Source organism: Paenibacillus salivarius (genome assembly GCF_051307165.1).
Lineage (GTDB): Bacteria > Bacillota > Bacilli > Paenibacillales > Paenibacillaceae > Fontibacillus.
In genome coordinates this window covers 2,314,478-2,332,398 of sequence record NZ_CP195592.1, presented here as the reverse complement: position 1 = coordinate 2,332,398, position 17,921 = coordinate 2,314,478, and the positions used below count along the sequence as shown (strand labels likewise).

At 52.1% G+C, this 17,921-nt stretch carries 16 protein-coding genes; 4 read left to right on the top strand and 12 right to left on the bottom strand.

What is annotated here, in order from left to right; genetic code table 11:
* The first annotated feature begins 321 nt into the window (after positions 1 to 321).
* Positions 322 to 1,290, top strand: coding sequence for a peptide-methionine (R)-S-oxide reductase MsrB (msrB, locus tag ACSFXJ_RS10380; RefSeq protein ID WP_435925067.1), 969 nt, complete (start codon positions 322 to 324; stop codon positions 1,288 to 1,290).
* A gap of 96 nt (positions 1,291 to 1,386) precedes the next feature.
* On the opposite strand, the gene ACSFXJ_RS10375 is transcribed toward msrB, so the two are convergent.
* Positions 1,387 to 1,962, bottom strand: coding sequence for a CGNR zinc finger domain-containing protein (locus ACSFXJ_RS10375; protein ID WP_435925066.1), 576 nt, complete (start codon positions 1,960 to 1,962; stop codon positions 1,387 to 1,389).
* A gap of 141 nt (positions 1,963 to 2,103) precedes the next feature.
* On the opposite strand from ACSFXJ_RS10375, the gene ACSFXJ_RS10370 reads away from it, so the two are divergent.
* Positions 2,104 to 2,607: a DinB family protein gene (locus ACSFXJ_RS10370; protein WP_435925065.1), complete on the top strand. Its 504-nt coding sequence runs from the start codon at positions 2,104 to 2,106 to the stop codon at positions 2,605 to 2,607.
* Positions 2,608 to 2,680: 73 nt separating this feature from the next.
* Positions 2,681 to 2,863 (top strand): hypothetical protein, encoded by a 183-nt coding sequence (locus tag ACSFXJ_RS10365; protein ID WP_435925064.1) that lies wholly within the window; start codon positions 2,681 to 2,683, stop codon positions 2,861 to 2,863.
* Positions 2,864 to 2,889: 26 nt separating this feature from the next.
* Here ACSFXJ_RS10365 and ACSFXJ_RS10360 read toward each other — a convergent pair whose 3' ends face one another.
* Positions 2,890 to 3,552: a YitT family protein gene (locus tag ACSFXJ_RS10360; protein WP_435925063.1), complete on the bottom strand. Its 663-nt coding sequence runs from the start codon at positions 3,550 to 3,552 to the stop codon at positions 2,890 to 2,892.
* Positions 3,553 to 4,004: 452 nt separating this feature from the next.
* On the opposite strand from ACSFXJ_RS10360, the gene hmpA reads away from it, so the two are divergent.
* The gene (gene hmpA / locus ACSFXJ_RS10355; protein ID WP_435925062.1) at positions 4,005 to 5,228 is read left to right on the top strand and encodes an NO-inducible flavohemoprotein; all 1,224 of its coding nucleotides are present in this window, start codon (positions 4,005 to 4,007) and stop codon (positions 5,226 to 5,228) included.
* Positions 5,229 to 5,287: 59 nt separating this feature from the next.
* Here hmpA and ACSFXJ_RS10350 read toward each other — a convergent pair whose 3' ends face one another.
* The 10 genes from ACSFXJ_RS10350 to map form a co-directional block, all read right to left on the bottom strand.
* Positions 5,288 to 5,785: a Crp/Fnr family transcriptional regulator gene (locus tag ACSFXJ_RS10350; protein ID WP_435925061.1), complete on the bottom strand. Its 498-nt coding sequence runs from the start codon at positions 5,783 to 5,785 to the stop codon at positions 5,288 to 5,290.
* Positions 5,786 to 5,897: 112 nt separating this feature from the next.
* Positions 5,898 to 6,827, bottom strand: coding sequence for a hypothetical protein (locus tag ACSFXJ_RS10345; protein WP_435925060.1), 930 nt, complete (start codon positions 6,825 to 6,827; stop codon positions 5,898 to 5,900).
* Positions 6,828 to 6,853: 26 nt separating this feature from the next.
* On the bottom strand, positions 6,854 to 8,218 hold the full coding sequence (locus ACSFXJ_RS10340; RefSeq protein WP_435925059.1) for a nucleotide sugar dehydrogenase: 1,365 nt from the start codon (positions 8,216 to 8,218) through the stop codon (positions 6,854 to 6,856).
* A 66-nt stretch (positions 8,219 to 8,284) separates the two neighbouring features.
* A complete protein-coding gene (locus ACSFXJ_RS10335) occupies positions 8,285 to 9,091 on the bottom strand; it encodes a response regulator transcription factor (RefSeq protein ID WP_435925058.1) in 807 nt (268 codons plus the stop codon).
* Between the two features lie 112 nt (positions 9,092 to 9,203).
* Positions 9,204 to 10,580, bottom strand: a complete 1,377-nt coding sequence (locus ACSFXJ_RS10330) for a glycosyltransferase family 2 protein (protein WP_435925732.1) — start codon at positions 10,578 to 10,580, stop codon at positions 9,204 to 9,206.
* Between the two features lie 43 nt (positions 10,581 to 10,623).
* Positions 10,624 to 11,817: a HEAT repeat domain-containing protein gene (locus ACSFXJ_RS10325; protein WP_435925057.1), complete on the bottom strand. Its 1,194-nt coding sequence runs from the start codon at positions 11,815 to 11,817 to the stop codon at positions 10,624 to 10,626.
* 57 nt (positions 11,818 to 11,874) lie between these two features.
* Positions 11,875 to 14,100 (bottom strand): hypothetical protein, encoded by a 2,226-nt coding sequence (locus tag ACSFXJ_RS10320; protein ID WP_435925056.1) that lies wholly within the window; start codon positions 14,098 to 14,100, stop codon positions 11,875 to 11,877.
* 1,105 nt (positions 14,101 to 15,205) lie between these two features.
* Positions 15,206 to 15,682 carry a hypothetical protein gene (locus ACSFXJ_RS10315; protein WP_435925055.1) on the bottom strand — a complete coding sequence of 159 codons (477 nt, stop codon included), beginning with the start codon at positions 15,680 to 15,682 and terminating at the stop codon, positions 15,206 to 15,208.
* On the bottom strand, positions 15,679 to 16,932 hold the full coding sequence (locus ACSFXJ_RS10310; RefSeq protein WP_435925054.1) for a DNA polymerase IV: 1,254 nt from the start codon (positions 16,930 to 16,932) through the stop codon (positions 15,679 to 15,681). Before ACSFXJ_RS10310 ends, ACSFXJ_RS10315 begins: the two co-directional genes overlap by 4 nt.
* Before the next feature lie 223 nt (positions 16,933 to 17,155).
* A complete protein-coding gene (gene map / locus ACSFXJ_RS10305) occupies positions 17,156 to 17,902 on the bottom strand; it encodes a type I methionyl aminopeptidase (RefSeq protein ID WP_435925053.1) in 747 nt (248 codons plus the stop codon).
* Positions 17,903 to 17,921 lie beyond the last annotated feature (19 nt).

Genomic DNA, 17,921 nt, shown 5'->3' with positions numbered 1-17,921 from the left:
TATTGGGCACGACGCATTTAAGCATCAAAAAAGACCTTTACCCAATATTTGCGGGCAAAGGTCTCGCTAACAACGTAAGGTTGCCGATAAAGCCGGGGTTATTCACCCGTAATGACGACTTTACCGTATCTAGCTACTCCCCTTTGGGAAACTATGCATGTTTTGTAATTTGAAATAATTATAGCATGAACGATTCGATTGCGCTAGACATTTTCGTAGAGAACATAAGTCGCACGTTTGGGCTTTTGCTCCAAAAAACGTTATAATGGAAGCCGGAAAAGGTTACAACGCATCATCATCTACTAAAGTGGAGGGATCAGCATGAACTCATCGCATGCACAGAGCCTGGAACTTGCCACCTTTGCTGGAGGCTGTTTCTGGTGCATGGTAACGCCGTTCGAAGAGCTGCCGGGCATTCACGGAATTGTTTCCGGCTATACCGGCGGCCACACGGTGAATCCGACATACGAAGAAGTTTGCTCCGGGGGAACGGGGCACTACGAAGCGGTTCAAATCACATTCGATCCGGCTGTCTTTCCTTACCGCAAGCTGCTCGAATTGTTCTGGCAGCAGATCGACCCGACCGATGAAGGCGGACAATTTCATGACCGGGGCGAATCGTACAAGACAGCGATCTTTTATCATAATGAGCGTCAGCGTGAAGAAGCGGAGGCTTCCAAACTTGAGGTTGCCCAGAGCGGCCGGTTTGACAAGCCGATCGTGACGCAAATTATCCCTGCCGCCCCGTTCTATCCGGCGGAGGAGTACCATCAGGACTACCACAAGAAGAACCCGCTTCACTACAAACGTTACCGTAAAGGCTCCGGACGGGAAGATTTTATCGAACGCCATTGGTCGGGTCCCGTCAACCGGGACGAGCTGAAACACCGGCTCACGCCAATCCAGTTTGAAGTGACACAAAACAATGCCACCGAGCGACCTTTCACGGGCGAATATTGGGATCATGACGAGGAAGGGATTTACGTGGACGTCATCTCGGGCGAGCCGCTCTTCAGTTCGCGCGACAAATTCGATGCAGGCTGCGGATGGCCCAGCTTTACCCGGCCTTTACGGGCCTACAATATTAAGGAAAACGTCGATACGAGCCATTTCATGATCCGGACGGAGGTCCGCAGCCGCGAAGCCGATTCGCATCTGGGTCATGTGTTCGACGACGGACCGGAACCGACCGGTCTCCGCTACTGCATTAACTCCGCCGCGCTCCGCTTTGTCCCGAAGGATGAGCTGGAAGAGCAAGGTTACGGAGAGTACAGATTTTTGTTTGAATAAAATAAAGTCGGTTCGATAATAAAGCCCCTTCCGGTTATTTCAAAACGAGAGGGGCTTATTTTTTATAAGGATCTCTCAAATGGGACGGGCTTTACTTTAATCGGATTCTTCCTCTTTACGGCGCTGCTCCTGCCTTTTTCGTGCCCGAAAACGCCGCACTTTCATCAAGTTCCCGCAGGTTTTGTCCTCGCAATATTTTTTGGTCCGGTTACGGGTATCGTCATAAAAAATCCAGCCGCAATCAGGATTGTCGCAAATCCGAATCCTTTCCGTCTCCCCGTCGACCAGCGTTCGCGCAAATGAATCTGCCACCTCGGCCATGACCTGGTCCCAATCCTCCCGCAAAGGAAAACTTTCAAAGCCGATGATTCCCGCTTGCTCCGTCACCCGCCTTTTCACTGGCCCCTTGTCCAAAATGCGGTTCAGGTACTCCAAATCAACGCCGGACAGCGTTTCTCCCCGAACACATTTTTGGGATAGCCCCATCAGACGTGCGCGGAAATCCCTCAACCTTTCAAGCGTCTCTTCATCGGCGGGGACGTTTGCCTTCAACCCCCACTTGTTCAAAAAATAATGTTCCCATTTCTCTTCGCCGAGCTGGTCCCCGGTTCGCCCGCTCCCTTTCCAATCCCGCCACTCGCTGTTCATAAAATCGCTCCATACCGTTTCCAAACCTATGACCTCCACCATCACTCTGTAACTATCTATTTAAAAATTAAGTGGTTACATCCCCTTAGTTATTGTGCTACAATCTCATTGTAACCCTTTAAAATTCACTTAGCCAGTTACATATTTCAAAAAGGAGCTGAATGCATGAGCATCAACGCCGTTCATTTGCTGTCCGTCCAAAAGGATAATACCTGGGATCGCGAAGAGTGGATTGTTCCCCTGGCCGTTGCTCTCCAAGGTGTTACCTCGGAGCAGGCAGAATGGGCCCCGCCCAGCGGAGGCAATTCCATCCGCGAAACCGTGAACCATTTGAATTACTACAATAAACGCATCCTGAACCGCCTGAAAAATACCCCTTCATCTCCCGGAGTCGGAACCAACGAGGAAACCTTCACCAACCTGGAGCATCCGGAGGGTTCCGCGGGCTGGACGGAAACCGTCGCCGAAACGGAGCGGGTTGCCTACGAGCTCAGAAAAATGATCGCAGGGCTCAAAGAAAGCGACCTCCAAGCGCCGTATTCCAGCACTTCCAACGACGTTCCTCTCGGCGAAGAAATCGCCCGCTGGCTGTTGCACGACGCTTATCACGCCGGCCAGATCGTGCTGATCCGCAAGCAGCAGGGTTCCTGGAGAACTTCCAAGGCATAAGCTAACGTTTCGCGGCCTGCCGGATCGGGGTAATCACGGGATATAATCCAATAAAACAAGGAGGCTTTCGTCCATGCCCTGGAACAAAAACGATTATCCCCCGTCCATGAAAAATCTGGATCCGCGAGTCCGCAGAAAAGCCGTGGAAATTGCCAACGCCCTGCTCGAGGAAGGCTATGAGGAAGGCCGCGCCATCGCCATCGGCACGGCCAAGGCCGAAGAATGGGACAAAAATCATCCGCAAGACGAACAATAACCGGACAAAAAAACAGCCCGAAGCCGTTAGGCTCGAGCTGTTTTCTTTTCCATACCGTATGGGAGGCTTCGAGGGGCCTTCGCTGTCCGTCCATATTGCACGGTCCAGGTAATGACTTTGCCCGCGATCAGCACCGCCATAATAGTAAACATCGTTTCTTTGAAAGGCAAATAAATTAATGAGATCATTAGTACGGCGGCATCCATCAAGATGAACACAGTTCCGATTTTTAAGCCGGACCACTGACTTATCATCATGGATAATATATCATCCCCGCCGGTCGCTCCGCCCGTCCGAAGGACGAGCCCCGCGCCGAGACCGGTAAACAGTCCCGCAAGCAGCGCCGCCAACGGCAAATTGCCGGTCAAGTCCACCTTTAAAGGCGAGAACTTTTCGCACAATTCGTAAAATGCCGAGAACGCCATGGAAGCCACAAGCGTATTCACAATAAATTTCCGGCCTTTCAAAAATAGGGCCAAAATAAAAATCGGAACATCCATTGCGATCATCGAAAGCGCAGGAGGCAAATCAAACAAATATTTGCCGAGGAGCGCGAGCCCCACAAAACCGCCTTCCGACAATCCGTTTTGAAAATTAATGTGATAATAAGTAAATGCGAGTACAAATGCACCGAACAACATCGTCAATAATGGTCTTGCCTGGTCTTTCCATCCTGTCTTCTTCCTCATTGGGAATCCCTCTTATCGCAGTTTGTTTGACCTTACGGCCATTCCCTACGGTTAAGAAGGTCCTTGAGGACTTCATCCTTCGAACCATCATCTTCGCACGCTTCTTTCGTAGGGTTGTTGGCCATAAACCGACGCTCCACGAAAAAAGCTAAGTGTAAGAGAGATCATAACGTTTCCAAATCGTCCTTGGGGAATTCGTCCTTCGGGAACTCATGGTATCCTGATCCTTTCTGTTTTTGTCTTACTTTATTATACCACATTCCGATTGATGACTAAACAGCTTCATGATGTAAATAATAAATTTTTAGTTTAACTGTGACCAATTTCATTGCTTTTTGTACGAAATTCACATTTCGGAAATTTTTGATGTGATCAAAGTCACTATTGCCTCGAATAACGGGTGCCTATACTTAATAGGTAATCGATATTTCCAAGAAAGAAGGGTTCGATTTATGCTCGACGCAAAAACGATTGAAGTGATCAAGTCTACCGTCCCGGTGCTTGAAGTTCACGGACAAACGATTACTAAACATTTCTATCAAATGTTGTTTAAAAACCACCCCGAACTGCTTAACATTTTTAACCACGCCAATCAACGGCAAGGAAAACAGCCTACGGCGCTCGCCAACGCCGTTTATGCGGCGGCGGCCCACATCGACCGCCTGGAAGAAATTCTTCCGGTTGTTAAGGGAATCGCCACAAAACACCGCGCGCTCGGTATTTTGCCGGAACATTACCCGATCGTCGGTGAAAACTTGCTGGCCGCGATCAAAACCGTGCTGGGAGACGCGGCAACGGACGAAATCATCGAGGCTTGGGGCAAGGCATACGGCGTCATTGCCGACGTGTTCATCAGCGTCGAAGCGGAAATGTACAAGGAAGCCGAACAGCAGCCCGGCGGATGGCGCGGATTCCGTAGCTTTATCGTGGATCGCAAGGTGAAGGAAAGCGATGTAATCACCTCTTTCTATTTGAAACCGAAAGACGGGAACGCGATCGCTTCCTACAAACCCGGGCAATACATCACGGTCCGCGTGAAGCCCGAAGGCCAGGAGTACACGCACCTCCGTCATTACAGCTTGTCGACTTCGCCGGGCCATGATTATTACCGGATTTCCGTGAAACGGGAAGATGCGATCGGCGATCATCCGGCAGGGGTCGTGTCCGCTTATTTGCACAACCGGATCAACGAAGGCGATACGCTCGATATCAGTGCTCCGGCCGGCGATTTCACGCTGGATCAAACGAAGCAAATTCCCGTCGTGCTGCTTAGCGGCGGCGTAGGGCTGACTCCGATGGTCAGCATGCTGGAAACGCTGATGGAAAGCGGAGACGGGCGCGATGTCGTCTACATTCATGCTGCCCGTTGCGGGGCTCATCATGCCATGAAAGAGCATATCGATTCATTGACGAAAAAGCATGCGGACAGACTTCGCTCCTACCACGTATATGAAAATCCGGGTCCCGGCGAAAGCTGCGACAAAAGCGGATTTATCGATTTGCCATGGCTCAAAACGGTGGCTAGCCCGGAAGCCGACTTTTATTTCTGCGGTCCGACTCCGTTCATGCGGGCTATGAACAAGGCGCTTAAGGAGTGGGGAGTTCCCGAGGAAAGAATCCATTTCGAATTTTTCGGCCCTGCCGACAGTCTGGAAAACGAAATCGCTCCGCAATAATAACCAAAAAACCCCAAGGTCCCTTGCGTAGTACGCGAAGCCTTGGGGTTTCTATGTAATTAATGGTTTCTCAGCAAACGGTTGACGGTCTCCCGACGGACGCCGATCAACTGTCCGATTTCCTCCTGGGTCAAATAATCCGTGAGCGGGACTCCGTTTGCGTGTTGCCCGAGCCACTTGGTGAGGAGCTCCAGCCGTTCCGCCGGCGTGCCTACCGTCAAATGGTCCAAACGCTCCTGCATGAACCTTACTTTCTCCTGCAGCAGCCTGGCGATTTCAAGAGGTTTTTTCGGATCCTCCTGAAGTTCCCTGTACCAATCCTGCGCGGGAATGGCTTCGACCTCGCTTCTCATCAAAGCGATCGCCGTTCCGTGGGTTTCTTTGGGAGAAATCAAGGAATGATGCGGTACCGTTTCACCGGGATACAAAATATTGAATAATACCATATTTCCGTTCTCATGCAGGCGCGTCACTTTGAAAAGCCCGCTTTTGATATGATACAAAAAGGCCCCATCATCGCCTTGACGGAATAAAATTTCCCCTTTATGTAAAATCATCGTATCGCTCCGTTCCCGAATAAAATTACTATTCCTATCATTATAACAAAAAAAGAAGACGCAAGGACACCCCGGGCTTTTCAGACCCGGGGTGCGCAATTTACCATTATATTTATTTTTCCAGCGTCTTCTCCCACTCGGCCAGCTTGTCACGCCAGGGCTCGAAGCTGTGGACCGCTATGCCGGCGAAAGAGGAATGCCTTTTGACCCGTTTGACGAGCTTGTTGATCTCGCCGTTCAGAAACACAAAGGACCTTCCGTGAAAAGAAACGCCGGGTCCTTCCTTGGTTTTGCCCAGCTCGACGCCGACCCAAACCTCTTTGTTCTGACGGTCTCCTTCCTCAAGCGTCGGCTCGGCCACTTGATAAATTTTGTCCGCTTCATTGCGGTAAGCCATAATGGCGACATAATCGAACTGGTCGACCATCCACCGGTTCATCTTGATGCCCCCGGAGCCCTTGCCCTCGGTACCGGGATAGTCGATGTCGTTCAGCCAGAACGGGACCGCGGCTCCGATTTCCAGATCGCTTGCCTTCGCCTTGTCGATCCAGATGCGGGCGTTTGCCACCCATTCTTTGACGATGGCGGTCTGGCGCGTGCGCCAATCATCCAGCAAATAAGGTTCGACATCGAACTGAATTCCGGAAAACCGTTCCTCCGGCAAAACATTCGCGTTATAATTCCGTACCCAATCCAGAAATGCGTTCGCCTTGTCCCGCTGTGCGCGAAGCGCCCACTCCGGCTGGCCGTTCAAGGCATGCACCTTCAAGCCGGAGGAGGAAGCCAGCCGGATAAAATCCCGGTAGCTTTCCTCCTTCACGTCTCCGCCAATTTGCAGAAAGATGATCTTCACTCCCTGCTCTTTGGCAAAAGCAATGATATCTTCTCCTTGCTGCTGAATCAGCTTCGTATTCCAAAGCCAGGTCGCCTTGGCCTCCGAAGCGGAAGGGCGGATGACGAGCAGCAGAAGAAACACCAGAGTTCCTCCGCACAGGATGAAGAGCTGACTCCTGCGGCTCATTTTAAACATTCGATTTTTCACTTCCGCCTCCCTTTCTACGATAACCCTTATCCGACGATCAGAACCTCATCCTGCTGCTCGGCGTGCTGTACCGAATGGCCGATCTTGTAAATATGCGGCAGTTTAAAATCGCGGAACGCGTTGCGCGTATCGACGATCGGCACCCCGAGATGGGCGATGGCTCCGTAATCCAGATTGGTGTGGTTCGTAACGAGCACAATGCAGTCGTAGGTTTTGAATTTGTCCAGATTGTATTCCACGCTTTGAACGGTGACACCGTTTTTGTCCCGGAAACTCGTCGCGTAAGGGTCGTAGTATTCCACGGCGGCTCCGCTGTCTTTGTACAGCTCGTAAACTTCAAGCCCCGGCGACTCGCGCAAATCGGCGATGTCCGGCTTGTATGCCATCCCCAAAATCAGAATTTTCGATTTTTTGATCGATTTTGCATACTCATTCATAATTTTCGATGTCTTGTTTACCACGTAATACGGCATGTTATCGTTCGTCGACTGGGCCAGCTCGATAAACTGGCTGTAGAAACGGAAGCCTTTCGCTTTCCAGGACAGATACATCGGATCAAGCGGGATGCAGTGTCCGCCGATTCCCGGACCCGGATAAAACGGCATGAATCCGAACGGCTTCGTTTTGGCCGCGTCGATGACTTCCCAAATGTCGATGCCCATCCGGTCGCACATCATGGCCATTTCGTTGACGAAAGCGATGTTTACGCTGCGGAACGTATTTTCCAGCAGTTTGGACATCTCGGCCACTTTGGGCGAGCTTACGGGAACGACGGTCTGCACATACTTGCTGTACAGCGCATTGCCGAGAGCGAGGCACGCTTCGGTCGTACCGCCGATCACTTTTGGCGTATTGAACGTATTAAATTTCGTATTGGACGGATCCACCCGTTCCGGAGAGAAGCACAGGAAGAAATCCTCGCCGACGACGTAGCCCAGCGCTTCCAGCTCGCGCTGGATCAGCTCCTCGGTCGTTCCCGGGTAAGTGGTGCTTTCCAGCGTGATCAGGATCCCTTTTTTCATATAGCGCTTGATTTGATCAACGACCGTGACGATATAGGAAGTATCCGGATCCTGATTTTCGCTGAGCGGAGTCGGCACGCAGATGCTGATCGCGTCGATTTCTCTCAGGGAGCTGTAATCCGTAGTCGGCTTGAAACGCCCGGTGGCTACGACCTCTGCCAAAGTCTCGGAAGAAATATCGTGAATGTAGGAATCCCCGCGTTGAATTCTTTCGATCTTCGAGGAATCCAGGTCGATACCGACCACCTTGAAGCCTTGCTTTACCATTTCAACCGCCAGGGGAAGGCCGACGTAACCAAGGCCGACCACACCCAGCACTGCGTTTTTCGATTCGATGGCTTCCAGTAAAGTACGATATTGATTGTTCATGCTCCAACCTCCGTTTTTTCTGTATAGGTGTATTTATTACCGGTGTTCGGTGAATCCGTAATACGATTAACTGATGCAGCGGCGAATGCGGGCATCCAGTTCAACCGGAGAGAACGGCTTCGTCACGTAATCGTCAACTCCGTTTTGGAAGCAGAGACTGATCGTCTGCTCCACGCGCTGCTCCGTCAACACCACGATTTTCGGCGTCTCGGGCACCTGCAGCTGCTGAATATGATGGATGTAAGGAAGTCCGTCGATACCGTACAGATTAAGCTCCGTCAACACCAGGTCGGGCTTCCAGGATTCGATCAGTTCAAGCGCCGAAAGCCCGTTGTCCGCCACGATCGTTTCATACCCCTGCATTTGCAGGCGAATCTCCAGGAACTCCCTTACGGTGGCGTCTCCTTCAACGATCAAGATCCGGCTTTTTGTGGTATGGGCTTCCTTGCTCGTAAAAATATGAATCTCGCCGGAAATCTGGTTCTTGACGGAATCCTCCATTTGGTTCAGAACCTGCTCCGTAAGCTCTTCATGGGCGGAAAAGCTCGCCAGCGTCATCCGCGGATCAAAGTCCGGAATGATTTCCTGAAGCCGCTGCTTCAGCAGTAAACCCTGGAAGTGGACCGCGTCGAGCGTTTGGCCCGGCATCAGCAAAAACAGGCTGCCCGGCTCTTTTCCGCTCCACATTTTATAATTCAAACCCGGTTGGGATTCCAAAATGCCGCGCACTTGCGTTTCCATATAAGATGGCGCGCCTGCGCAAGAAATGAACAGAACCCCATTCGAATCGAACGCCGTTTCCTTTACCATTTGCGCGATTTCCGGATATGAAACCGTTAATTCCCTCTCGCTTTGCAAAGTCGTGTTTGGCATCTTTCTCCCGCCTTCCTGATATTTTTATTAAAAATTTTTCGCATGGAACTTCAATATTTGAAACGGTTTTTGTTGCTATCAACTCCCTTCCCGAAAAAGGTACGGGGTCAAGCTATGCCGATTTGGCCGTGCTGCCCTTATCTTGCCAGCTTTGCCGGGTCATCGTGCCCCAGGAGTTGTTGTTGCGCAAATATTGAATATGGCCTTGAATCCGCCAGAGACCGCCGAGTTGAGCGTACCCGAAAAATTTGACCGCCGAGTAGAACATCATGCGCGCAAGATCGGACAGTTTGCGGAAGCGTTTAAACGCGAGCTCCTCCAGCAGTAGCGCCCCGATGCTGAGCAAATAACCGCTGAGGAAATTGATCAGCCAAAATACGAGCAGTACGCGCCAATGCGTCATATCCATCATCGTATATCCAATCAGGGCGAGCAGCCCTGTTATTTTAAAGTAAGGGTTCAGCGCCTCGAAAATAATGTTGTAAGGCATCGTGAGCAAGCCCATCACTTTATACTTCGGATTGAACGCCATGTCGTAATTTTCGATCATGTTCTTCAGATTACCGCGTCCCCACCGCTTGCGTTGGTTGGACAAAATTTTGTACGTGTCCGGCGCCTGCGTCCAGCAGACGGCCTCGGGACAGAACGCGATCCGGTATTTCAGCTTGTTCTCCAGCATGTAGCGGTGAAGCTTGATAATGATGTTCATGTCCTCGCCGGGATAACCGCCCCGGTAACCGCCGACCGCGATGACATAGTCTTTGCGGAACAGACCGAAGGCCCCGGATACGATGATCAGCCCGTTGATCGAGCTCCAGCCGATACGGCCGCCAAGGAACGCCTTGAGATACTCGACCGCCTGGAACATCGGCCACATTTTGCGCGGCAGAGATACTTCCTTGACCGCGCCGTTCTCGATGACGCAGCCGTTGGCGATCCGAACGTCCCCGCCGATCGCGACGGTTTCCTCCGGATTTTCCATATACATGCGGGCCATCCGGATCAAGGCGTCTTTCTCCAGCAGCGAATCCGCATCGATCGAAGAAATCAAAGGATAGTGGGACAAATTAATGCCCGCGTTCAGCGAGTCGGCTTTACCGCCGTTCGGTTTATCTATTACATACAGATGCGGATACTGAGGATTGTAGTAAACCGCATTAATCGCCGAACAGTCGATCGAGTTTCTCATTTCCGGATTCGGCAAAGGCTCCAGCCCGAATTCCTCCCTGAGCACGCCCAGCGTGTTATCGTTGGACCCGTCGTTGATCACGATGACCTCATAGGTCGGATAGTTCAGCGTCATTAAGCACTTCACGTTTTCGATGACCGTCAATTCCTCGTTATAGGCCGGAACCAGGAGGGAAATCGACGGGACGAGCTCCGAACCGGACAGAGTGTTATATTTTGAAAATGCCGCCCTTCGGAAAATCGTCATGATGTTGCGAAACGAAAATGCCATGATCGAAAAATAGATCACATTTACGGTCATCACGTAATACGTCGCAAACAGGCCGTAAATGAGCAAGATATCCCTAAGCAGTGTAATCCCCTCCGACCGCTGCGACTTGCCGAACCGGCTTGTTTTCGGAAACGCCGAAATACCGTTCGTACAGCAGCTTTTTTTTGTTGTAGGCGACCATCTGGTCCAGCTTCTGGTGTTCGCCTTCCTCGAGCATCGACTTCTCGATATGGTAAAGGGCGGTTTCGCGCTCAACCCCGGAGCCGTGCTTGGCGATTTGGCAAAGCACTTCGAACCCTGTCTCGCCGAGCTTTGCCAAGCTTTCCGCGCTGTGGTTTCTCACCCTCCAGTTCGTATCCTGCAATGCCGTGCGCAGCAGCGGAATGCTTCCTGCCGCATGCATGTTGCCGAGCGATTTTGCGACCTCGGCCCGGACTTCCCAATCCGGATCGGCCATCAACTCCCGGATCGTCTCATCCTTCAGCACGGGGTTCGAGCTCAAGTACAGCTTAACCGCTTCGGCCCGCACATCCTTCTCCCCCGCACCGACCAGTCTGTCGAGCGCGGGAACGACCTCGGGAACGGCTTGCCCCCACATGGCGACCAGCGCCACCTTGACGAAGTCGGGATTTTCGTCCTCCAGCAGCTTCAGCAGCAGCCGGCTTGTATCGAGCCCCGTCTCCATGAGAATATCGGCGGCCATATTGTGAATGGGCTTGCCGTGGCGGAGCAAGTGATGCAGCATTTCCTTGAGCTGATCCCCGCGCTCCGCGCTTTTGGCGATCGCTCTCGCGATCACGATCGACAGCGGGCTGTACTTTTGCGTCTCGAGCATCGTCAGCATTCTCGGCACCGCTTCCGATGCCCTCATTCCGCCGAGGCGGTATGCCGCCGCAATCCGGCGGCCGTAGAACAAGCTATCCAGGAGCTTGATGTCATCCGAGACAAAGCCCGCGTCATGGCACAACTTGATCAGTTTGCCCTGCAAATCCCCCTTCAGCCCCTCGATCCATTCGATCAGCTTCTGTTGGATGACGCGCCGCTCGAGCTTGGTCAGCTTCCCGGGCGGCAGCGGCAAATCCGACGAACCGCCCAGGTGAGTTTGAATAAATTTGAAATAGTCCTGATGCTTTTGCAAGTACATTTCACTTTTCTTTTCCGTGTTTAACGCCCGAATCCTGAATCCGAAAAGCAGGAGTATGCCTGCTCCGATTAACCCGAGGCAAACGTAAATAAAATAGATTGCCAAGGTAAGATGCGAATCCATAACTGAATTTTCCTCCTTCCGGTTACCTGCATAAACAAGATGCCACTTTCGCGGACACTATTTTGCTTTATGGTCCGGCAAGCTTTGGTAATACTCCTTCAGGGCGTAATATCCCGACTTCAAATGCTCGGTGTACTTGACGGTTTCCCAAGGAGACCAAGTATATTTCGGCTGGGTATTCAAATCCAGCGTAGCGCTGTCTCCCGGCCAGGACGCTTCGCCGGTTTTGCGGTCCACGATCCATGGCACGAAAGTGATGCCCGATGTTTTTTCCGTCGTAAACGTGCGGTCTTTTTTCAGCGGTCCGTAACTGATCACCTGCAGAGAGCTGGGGTCGGCAAAACCAAGCAGCATCCACGGGATGCGAAGCTCTACTTCATTACCGCTGTATTGCCATGAAGTCAGCGAGTTGAACTCGTCGCTTTCGCGGTCCGTCGTCCCCCGGACCAAATTTCCGACCGTCATGTCTTTAAACGGATTGGCGAACCGGGTGTCGGGCGGCGTCATCAACAGACTGACTGCCAACTTCCACGGTTGGAATTCCACTTTCTCCTCCTCGGTTTGCTCATCCAGCATCCAATAACCGTATTCGCCATATAGGCGCCGGTGAAAATCGTACGTCGGAGCCGTTTTGACCTGCGATTCCTCATCCGTCCCGATCACGATCATATTTTCCAGACCGTCGCTCAGGCTTTTGCCGGGCAGCTCTTTTTTCGGCTGGTCCCCGCCTGCCAAAGTATCCGTTCCGAGATAAATCTGCTTGGCTGCCGGATCAAACGGCTCATCCAGCGTTAATCCCACATAAACATAAGCTTCGTCATGCGTGATGCGCAGCTGCTTCATGCCTGGGGAAGGAGCGTCCCACGTTTGGACTTCCCCTTCGGGCAGTTCGTTCCAATCGTCCAGCTTGCCGTCGATGATGATCTCATCTTCCTTACCGGGCCCCATGGACAAAATGCCGAACAGCTTCTCGTTCGTCAAAACGTTCAGCCAGTAGGAACGGCGATCCTCCGGAATTTCGAGGCGCATCGTGTTCCAGGTTTTCTTGAACCATTCATCCTGCCACATAAAGAGAATGGCTCCCGAGTACCCTTCGTCATAAATGTCTTTCGTGAGGGATACGTTGATCTCGCCCTGTTCTTCCTCGCTGTGCCCGCCCTGATTTCTTCCGCCGCGTCCCAAATGGGAGATGCCGACCGAAGATGGAACCCCATATTCCGTAACCATGATCGGAATATCTTTGTAGTGGGCTTTCAGCTGTTTCAAATAAGCTTTGTAGGTATTGTAGTCGTTGTTGCCGTCCGGGATCGTTTCCAGCGTCTCATCAAGGTGGAAAAAATCAGGGTAATACGGATAAACGTGATAGGCGGCGAAATATCCGGCTTCCCAATTTACCGGCTTGATATGCGTAGCATCGACGCTGGCGAGGTCCTCCTCGAACAGCGGCTCTCCGGGATGCTCCAGAACATCGGTGGTCACCCAGTTCGTAAACGTGATCGGATGTTCCCAACCGTAACCCTGTTCCAGATCGGCCGTCTGGTCGACCAGTTCCGCAAGCCAGCTTTCAAACGGGCTCGCTTCCTCCGTCGCCGCAAAATGCTTGCCTTGATAAGGCTCCGTTCCGGCATGCACCTTGTTGGTATTGTCGACCATTTCCGGATCCCATTCCGTGCCGATATGCCAGCCCATTAAATAAGGGCCCGCGTTCGCGGTATATTTTCCTCCGGATTCGCCCGGGACCGGGTCGATTTTCAAATCGCCGTACACCGCTTTAACCGCTTTTTCAATCTCCTTGTGAAACTTCTCTTTAATGCCCGGATTGTACGCATCCTTCAGTTCGATGAGCTGCTCCTCGGGAGACCAGATCCCTTGAATGAAGTACAGAGGATCTTTTTCTTTGTCCCGGTTGTATTTTACGAGCGACTTATAAAATACCGGATTGTGCACCGTGTAAATCCGAATGACGTTCGCGCCCATCTCATCGATTTGCTTGAACCAGCGCAGATAATCGTCTTCCGTGAGCGGAAATTCTCCGGGAAAATGTCCGGGGACCGTCGCTCCGAGATTGACGCCTTTTACGAACAGTTCCTCCCATACGCCGTCGCCCTGGTACTCCATGAATTGATCGCCAGACGTTTTGAATTTGATCTCGGCGCCTTCGGAGGTCGCGAAGCTGATGTGGGACGGAGGCAGGAGCAATGTAACCACAAATATCCCGCCGGCGATCAAGGCCGCGCCGAGCCCGATCCAAATAGCCAGCTTCTTTCTCGCTAATGTCGTCATTGGTATTTAATTTTTTCACCTCGCTGTCTTTTTGTATGCAGGCGATGAACAGTACGGTCCCGCACGCACCTCCACTCCTCAAATTACTTCTATCATTAACCAAGTTAACCCATGATGTAACTAGGCTAATGGGAGTGTTTTGTTTATGGGTCCTTTCCCGGGAACCTGTCGCTTTCCTGGCACCTCTTTCCCAGAATGAGGAAATTCGCGCCTGCTTTGCAGTCTCCTCATTCCGCCTTTGAAAACGCTTTGAAAACCTGTGCATTATCATGAGGCATTTGCAAATACACGTTTCAAAGAATGCAGCACCTGTGCCTTTTCGCCCTTATTAGACGCACGAAAAATTACAAAGTTTCGTTCATTTTTTACACCCTTTTCCATAAAGGTTACAGTTTTGATACCAAAGTCATGTTACAAAATCGCATAACGGCGCGCTTTTTCGCGAATTCCGGGTTGACATCCCATGTGATAAAAAACATACCCTGGTCCCATCCTGGGCCTAATGGTTGCTTGCTTGAATTTCACGCGTTTTACGGACGGGGACCTGACGCCCGAATGGTAGACTTTTTTCCCAAGCGGATGGGGACCATCCTCCTGCACATCCTCCGGGATCCGTCCCGAATCGTTTTTTGCGCATCAAAAAAGTCCCTGCCGGGGGACTTCGCGCCGAGGAGTTGCTTCCGAAGGGCTTCATCGAGGTCGTTTCGATCCGTACATTTTCCTAACGAAACGATATGTTCTTATTCGCGGCATTATGACCCGGATAAAATTCTAACGAAACGGGGTATCGCTAAATTGTCAATTGAGGTCCATCGGGGGCGCTTTTAGGGACAATAGCGTGACTGGGTTTCGTTAGAAATTCAAAACGCCTTATTTTGCCCAAATAAGGTTGTCACGTTCGTTGCGGTCCTCAACATTAAAAAAACGCCTATCGGCGTCCTGTTAATGAATCGATATTGGCATATGGGAGTTCAAACGGCCCCAGGGCTTCTGTGCTCCCGGGGGTGGTGAGCTCCCGTTCTCTGTTCCGAGGCTGGAGGCTTGTAAGGCAAGGCATGCGCTCATCGTATCGTTTCCCGGATTCGATCGGTATGCAGTCCGTTTTTTAGGCTTTCACGTTCTCCTTCAAAAGCGCCCCCAGCTCGGACGTATAGCGGGTTAGCCGCAAGCTGATCTCCGAGCGCATGACATCGCGGGTCATGCCGAACCGCTCCTCGTACCCCCGGCAGTAATAGCGGTAATAGATGACCAGGTCCGATTGCTCCTCGCCGAGGATTTTGATATTCCGTCGCTTCAGCTCCCGCCGCAAATTGTAGGAGTCTTTTATAATCTGATTGAGAATATACTTTCCCGCCATGAGATACGAGCGTCTCAACAGATTATTGGAGTGCTCCACCTCGGAAATATTTCTCTCGACCATTTTCTCCATATGGGGCAGCAAAATGTAGTCGCGAAGCATGCCGCGCTCCTCCGACGTAATGATTTTTCGCTCGCTCCCCTGGTGCTGTTCCTCGTACTGCTCGGCGTGCTCCGTCAGCAGCATTTTCGATTTCCAGCGTTCGTTTCCGTCAAGTTTGCTCATTTGTAATGCCCTCCAATCTGTCCGGCTCTTTCCCGTGCGACGCCGGCCTCCATCAAGGAAGAAGCGTGGATGATGGCATCGCTGCCGTACCGGTCTTTAATGTGATCGACGGCCCGCTCTTTGTCATACGTACGAGACCGGTTATCAAACAAAGTGAGCTGAATTTCACGGTCCTCGGTCAGCCCGGACAAAGCTACGCTCAGATGGCTGACGGGCAGGCCACTCCAGTATTTCCGGAATAGCTTGCTTACGGCCGCCGCCACTTCATGGGTCAGGGACGTCGGTTCCGGCAGCGTCATCTGCCGGCTGAAGGAAGTGGAGCGGACGCCGTTCGTTTCCGCGGCCGAAACCGTCACGACCGAACCGAGGAGGCGGTGGCGTCTGGTGCGCCGGCATACCTCCACCACCAGCTCAAGCAGGACGATTTCGATGTCCCGAAGCCGGTGGTACAGATTCCAGCGAAGCGTCTTGCCGTGGCTGACCGATTTCAGCTGATGGCGTATGCCGGAAATGACCGGGCTCGGATCGATGCCGCGGGCGGTTTGCCAGTAGTACTCCGCCTGAATATCGCTCTGCTTGCCCATTTCCCGCCGCATGCGGCGTTTAAAATCCGCAAGTTCCAGGCGTGCGATGTCCCCGATGGTGGTTAGGCCCATCCGGGTAAAATGCCGGGTCATTGCGGAAGCCACCATAAACATTTGGTGAACGGGAAGCTGCCACAAGGTGGATTCCAGGTTTTCGAACGTGAGCTCGAATATGCCCTCCGGATTTTTTTTGGCATAGTTGTCGGTCGCCATTTTGGCCAGCACCTTGGTCGGGCCGATTCCCACCCTCGTCCAGACGCCGGTGGACAACAGGACGTGGTGTTGGATCCGCTGAGCCAATTCGTATGCGGATCCGAAAAAGGAAAGCGAACCGGTCACATCCAAAAATTGCTCGTCGATGCTGAACGGCTCCACAAGATCAGTGTAGGATTCAAAAATTTCCGTAATCAAAAGCGAGACCCCGATATACATCCTCATACGGGGCCGAATGACGACGAGCTCCGGGCATTTCGCCAGCGCTTCGCCGACCCGGGAGGCGGTCGTCACCCCGCGGGCTTTGGCGATCGGGCAAGCAGCCAGCACAATTCCGTTCATTCTGGCGGGATCGCCCACGGCCACGGGCTTGTCGCGATACTCCGGATGAGCTGCCTTCTCCACCGAAGCATAAAAAGACTGCGCATCGATCAAAAAGATCTGTTTGGACATCGATGACCCCTCCATAAAAGCTTGCGAACTCAGGCCGAACGTTCTTGTCGGTGTGCCGAAAGAATAAGCATTCACGAAACAGAACGTTTGTTCTTATTATATTCATAATACGAACAAATATTCGCTTTGGCAACAGGTTAATGCTGGAATAAGAAAAAGAACGGCAAAGGCCCTCTTTCGCCTTTGCCGTTCCCGAGCTGTTGTTCTTAAGGATTGGACCGGTTTACTGAGCCGTCAACACCAATGGACCGTCCGCGGTCAACGCAATCGTGTGTTCGAACTGGGCTGACAGCTTGCCGTCCGCCGTTCTGGCCGTCCAGCCGTCCTGGTCGATTTTGATGCGAAAGGTGCCTTGATTGATCATCGGTTCGATCGTAAACACCATTCCCTCTTTCAGCCGAATCCCTTTTCCGGGGGCACCGACATGCTCGTAGTTCGGTTCTTCATGAAGAGTTCGGCCGATGCCGTGGGCGAGCAGATCGCGGACGACGGAATATCCGTGCGACTCGGCATGGGTCTGGATCGCCGATGTAATGTCTCCGAGCCGGTTGCCGGGAATCGCTTGCCGAATGCCGAGCTCCAGGCACTCTTTCGTGACCCGCTGCAATTTTTCCGCTTCCGGAGAGGCTTTGCCGACCGCATAGCACCAGCAGGAATCGCCGAACCAGCCGTTAAGCTGAGCCACGATGTCCAGCTTGAGCAAATCCCCTTCCTGGAGCGGTTTTGAGGAAGGGAATCCGTGGGCAACCACATCGTTGACCGAAGTGCAGGTCTCGGCGGGAAATCCATTGTATCCTTTCGTAAATTGTTTACCGCCAAGCTTGATAATATGTTTGGCAACAAAGTCGTTGATTTCCAGCGTAGTAATCCCCGGCCGGATCAGTTTGGCCACCTCGCGGTGGCAATCCGCCACAATTTGGCCGGCCGCCTTCATTTCTTCAATTTCGCGGGGAGATTTCAGAATAATCATCGGGTTAACGCTCCAATCT

Coding starts and splice junctions, on each gene's coding strand:
- msrB (WP_435925067.1), top strand. CDS start 322: ATGAACTCATCGCATGCACAGAGCCTGGAACTTGCCACCTTTGCTGGA.
- ACSFXJ_RS10370 (WP_435925065.1), top strand. CDS start 2,104: ATGAGCATCAACGCCGTTCATTTGCTGTCCGTCCAAAAGGATAATACC.
- ACSFXJ_RS10365 (WP_435925064.1), top strand. CDS start 2,681: ATGCCCTGGAACAAAAACGATTATCCCCCGTCCATGAAAAATCTGGAT.
- ACSFXJ_RS10360 (WP_435925063.1), bottom strand. CDS start 3,552: ATGAGGAAGAAGACAGGATGGAAAGACCAGGCAAGACCATTATTGACG.
- hmpA (WP_435925062.1), top strand. CDS start 4,005: ATGCTCGACGCAAAAACGATTGAAGTGATCAAGTCTACCGTCCCGGTG.
- ACSFXJ_RS10350 (WP_435925061.1), bottom strand. CDS start 5,785: ATGATTTTACATAAAGGGGAAATTTTATTCCGTCAAGGCGATGATGGG.
- ACSFXJ_RS10340 (WP_435925059.1), bottom strand. CDS start 8,218: ATGAACAATCAATATCGTACTTTACTGGAAGCCATCGAATCGAAAAAC.
- ACSFXJ_RS10335 (WP_435925058.1), bottom strand. CDS start 9,091: ATGCCAAACACGACTTTGCAAAGCGAGAGGGAATTAACGGTTTCATAT.
- ACSFXJ_RS10330 (WP_435925732.1), bottom strand. CDS start 10,580: ATGACCGTAAATGTGATCTATTTTTCGATCATGGCATTTTCGTTTCGC.
- ACSFXJ_RS10325 (WP_435925057.1), bottom strand. CDS start 11,817: ATGGATTCGCATCTTACCTTGGCAATCTATTTTATTTACGTTTGCCTC.
- ACSFXJ_RS10320 (WP_435925056.1), bottom strand. CDS start 14,100: ATGACGACATTAGCGAGAAAGAAGCTGGCTATTTGGATCGGGCTCGGC.
- ACSFXJ_RS10315 (WP_435925055.1), bottom strand. CDS start 15,682: ATGAGCAAACTTGACGGAAACGAACGCTGGAAATCGAAAATGCTGCTG.
- ACSFXJ_RS10310 (WP_435925054.1), bottom strand. CDS start 16,932: ATGTCCAAACAGATCTTTTTGATCGATGCGCAGTCTTTTTATGCTTCG.
- map (WP_435925053.1), bottom strand. CDS start 17,902: ATGATTATTCTGAAATCTCCCCGCGAAATTGAAGAAATGAAGGCGGCC.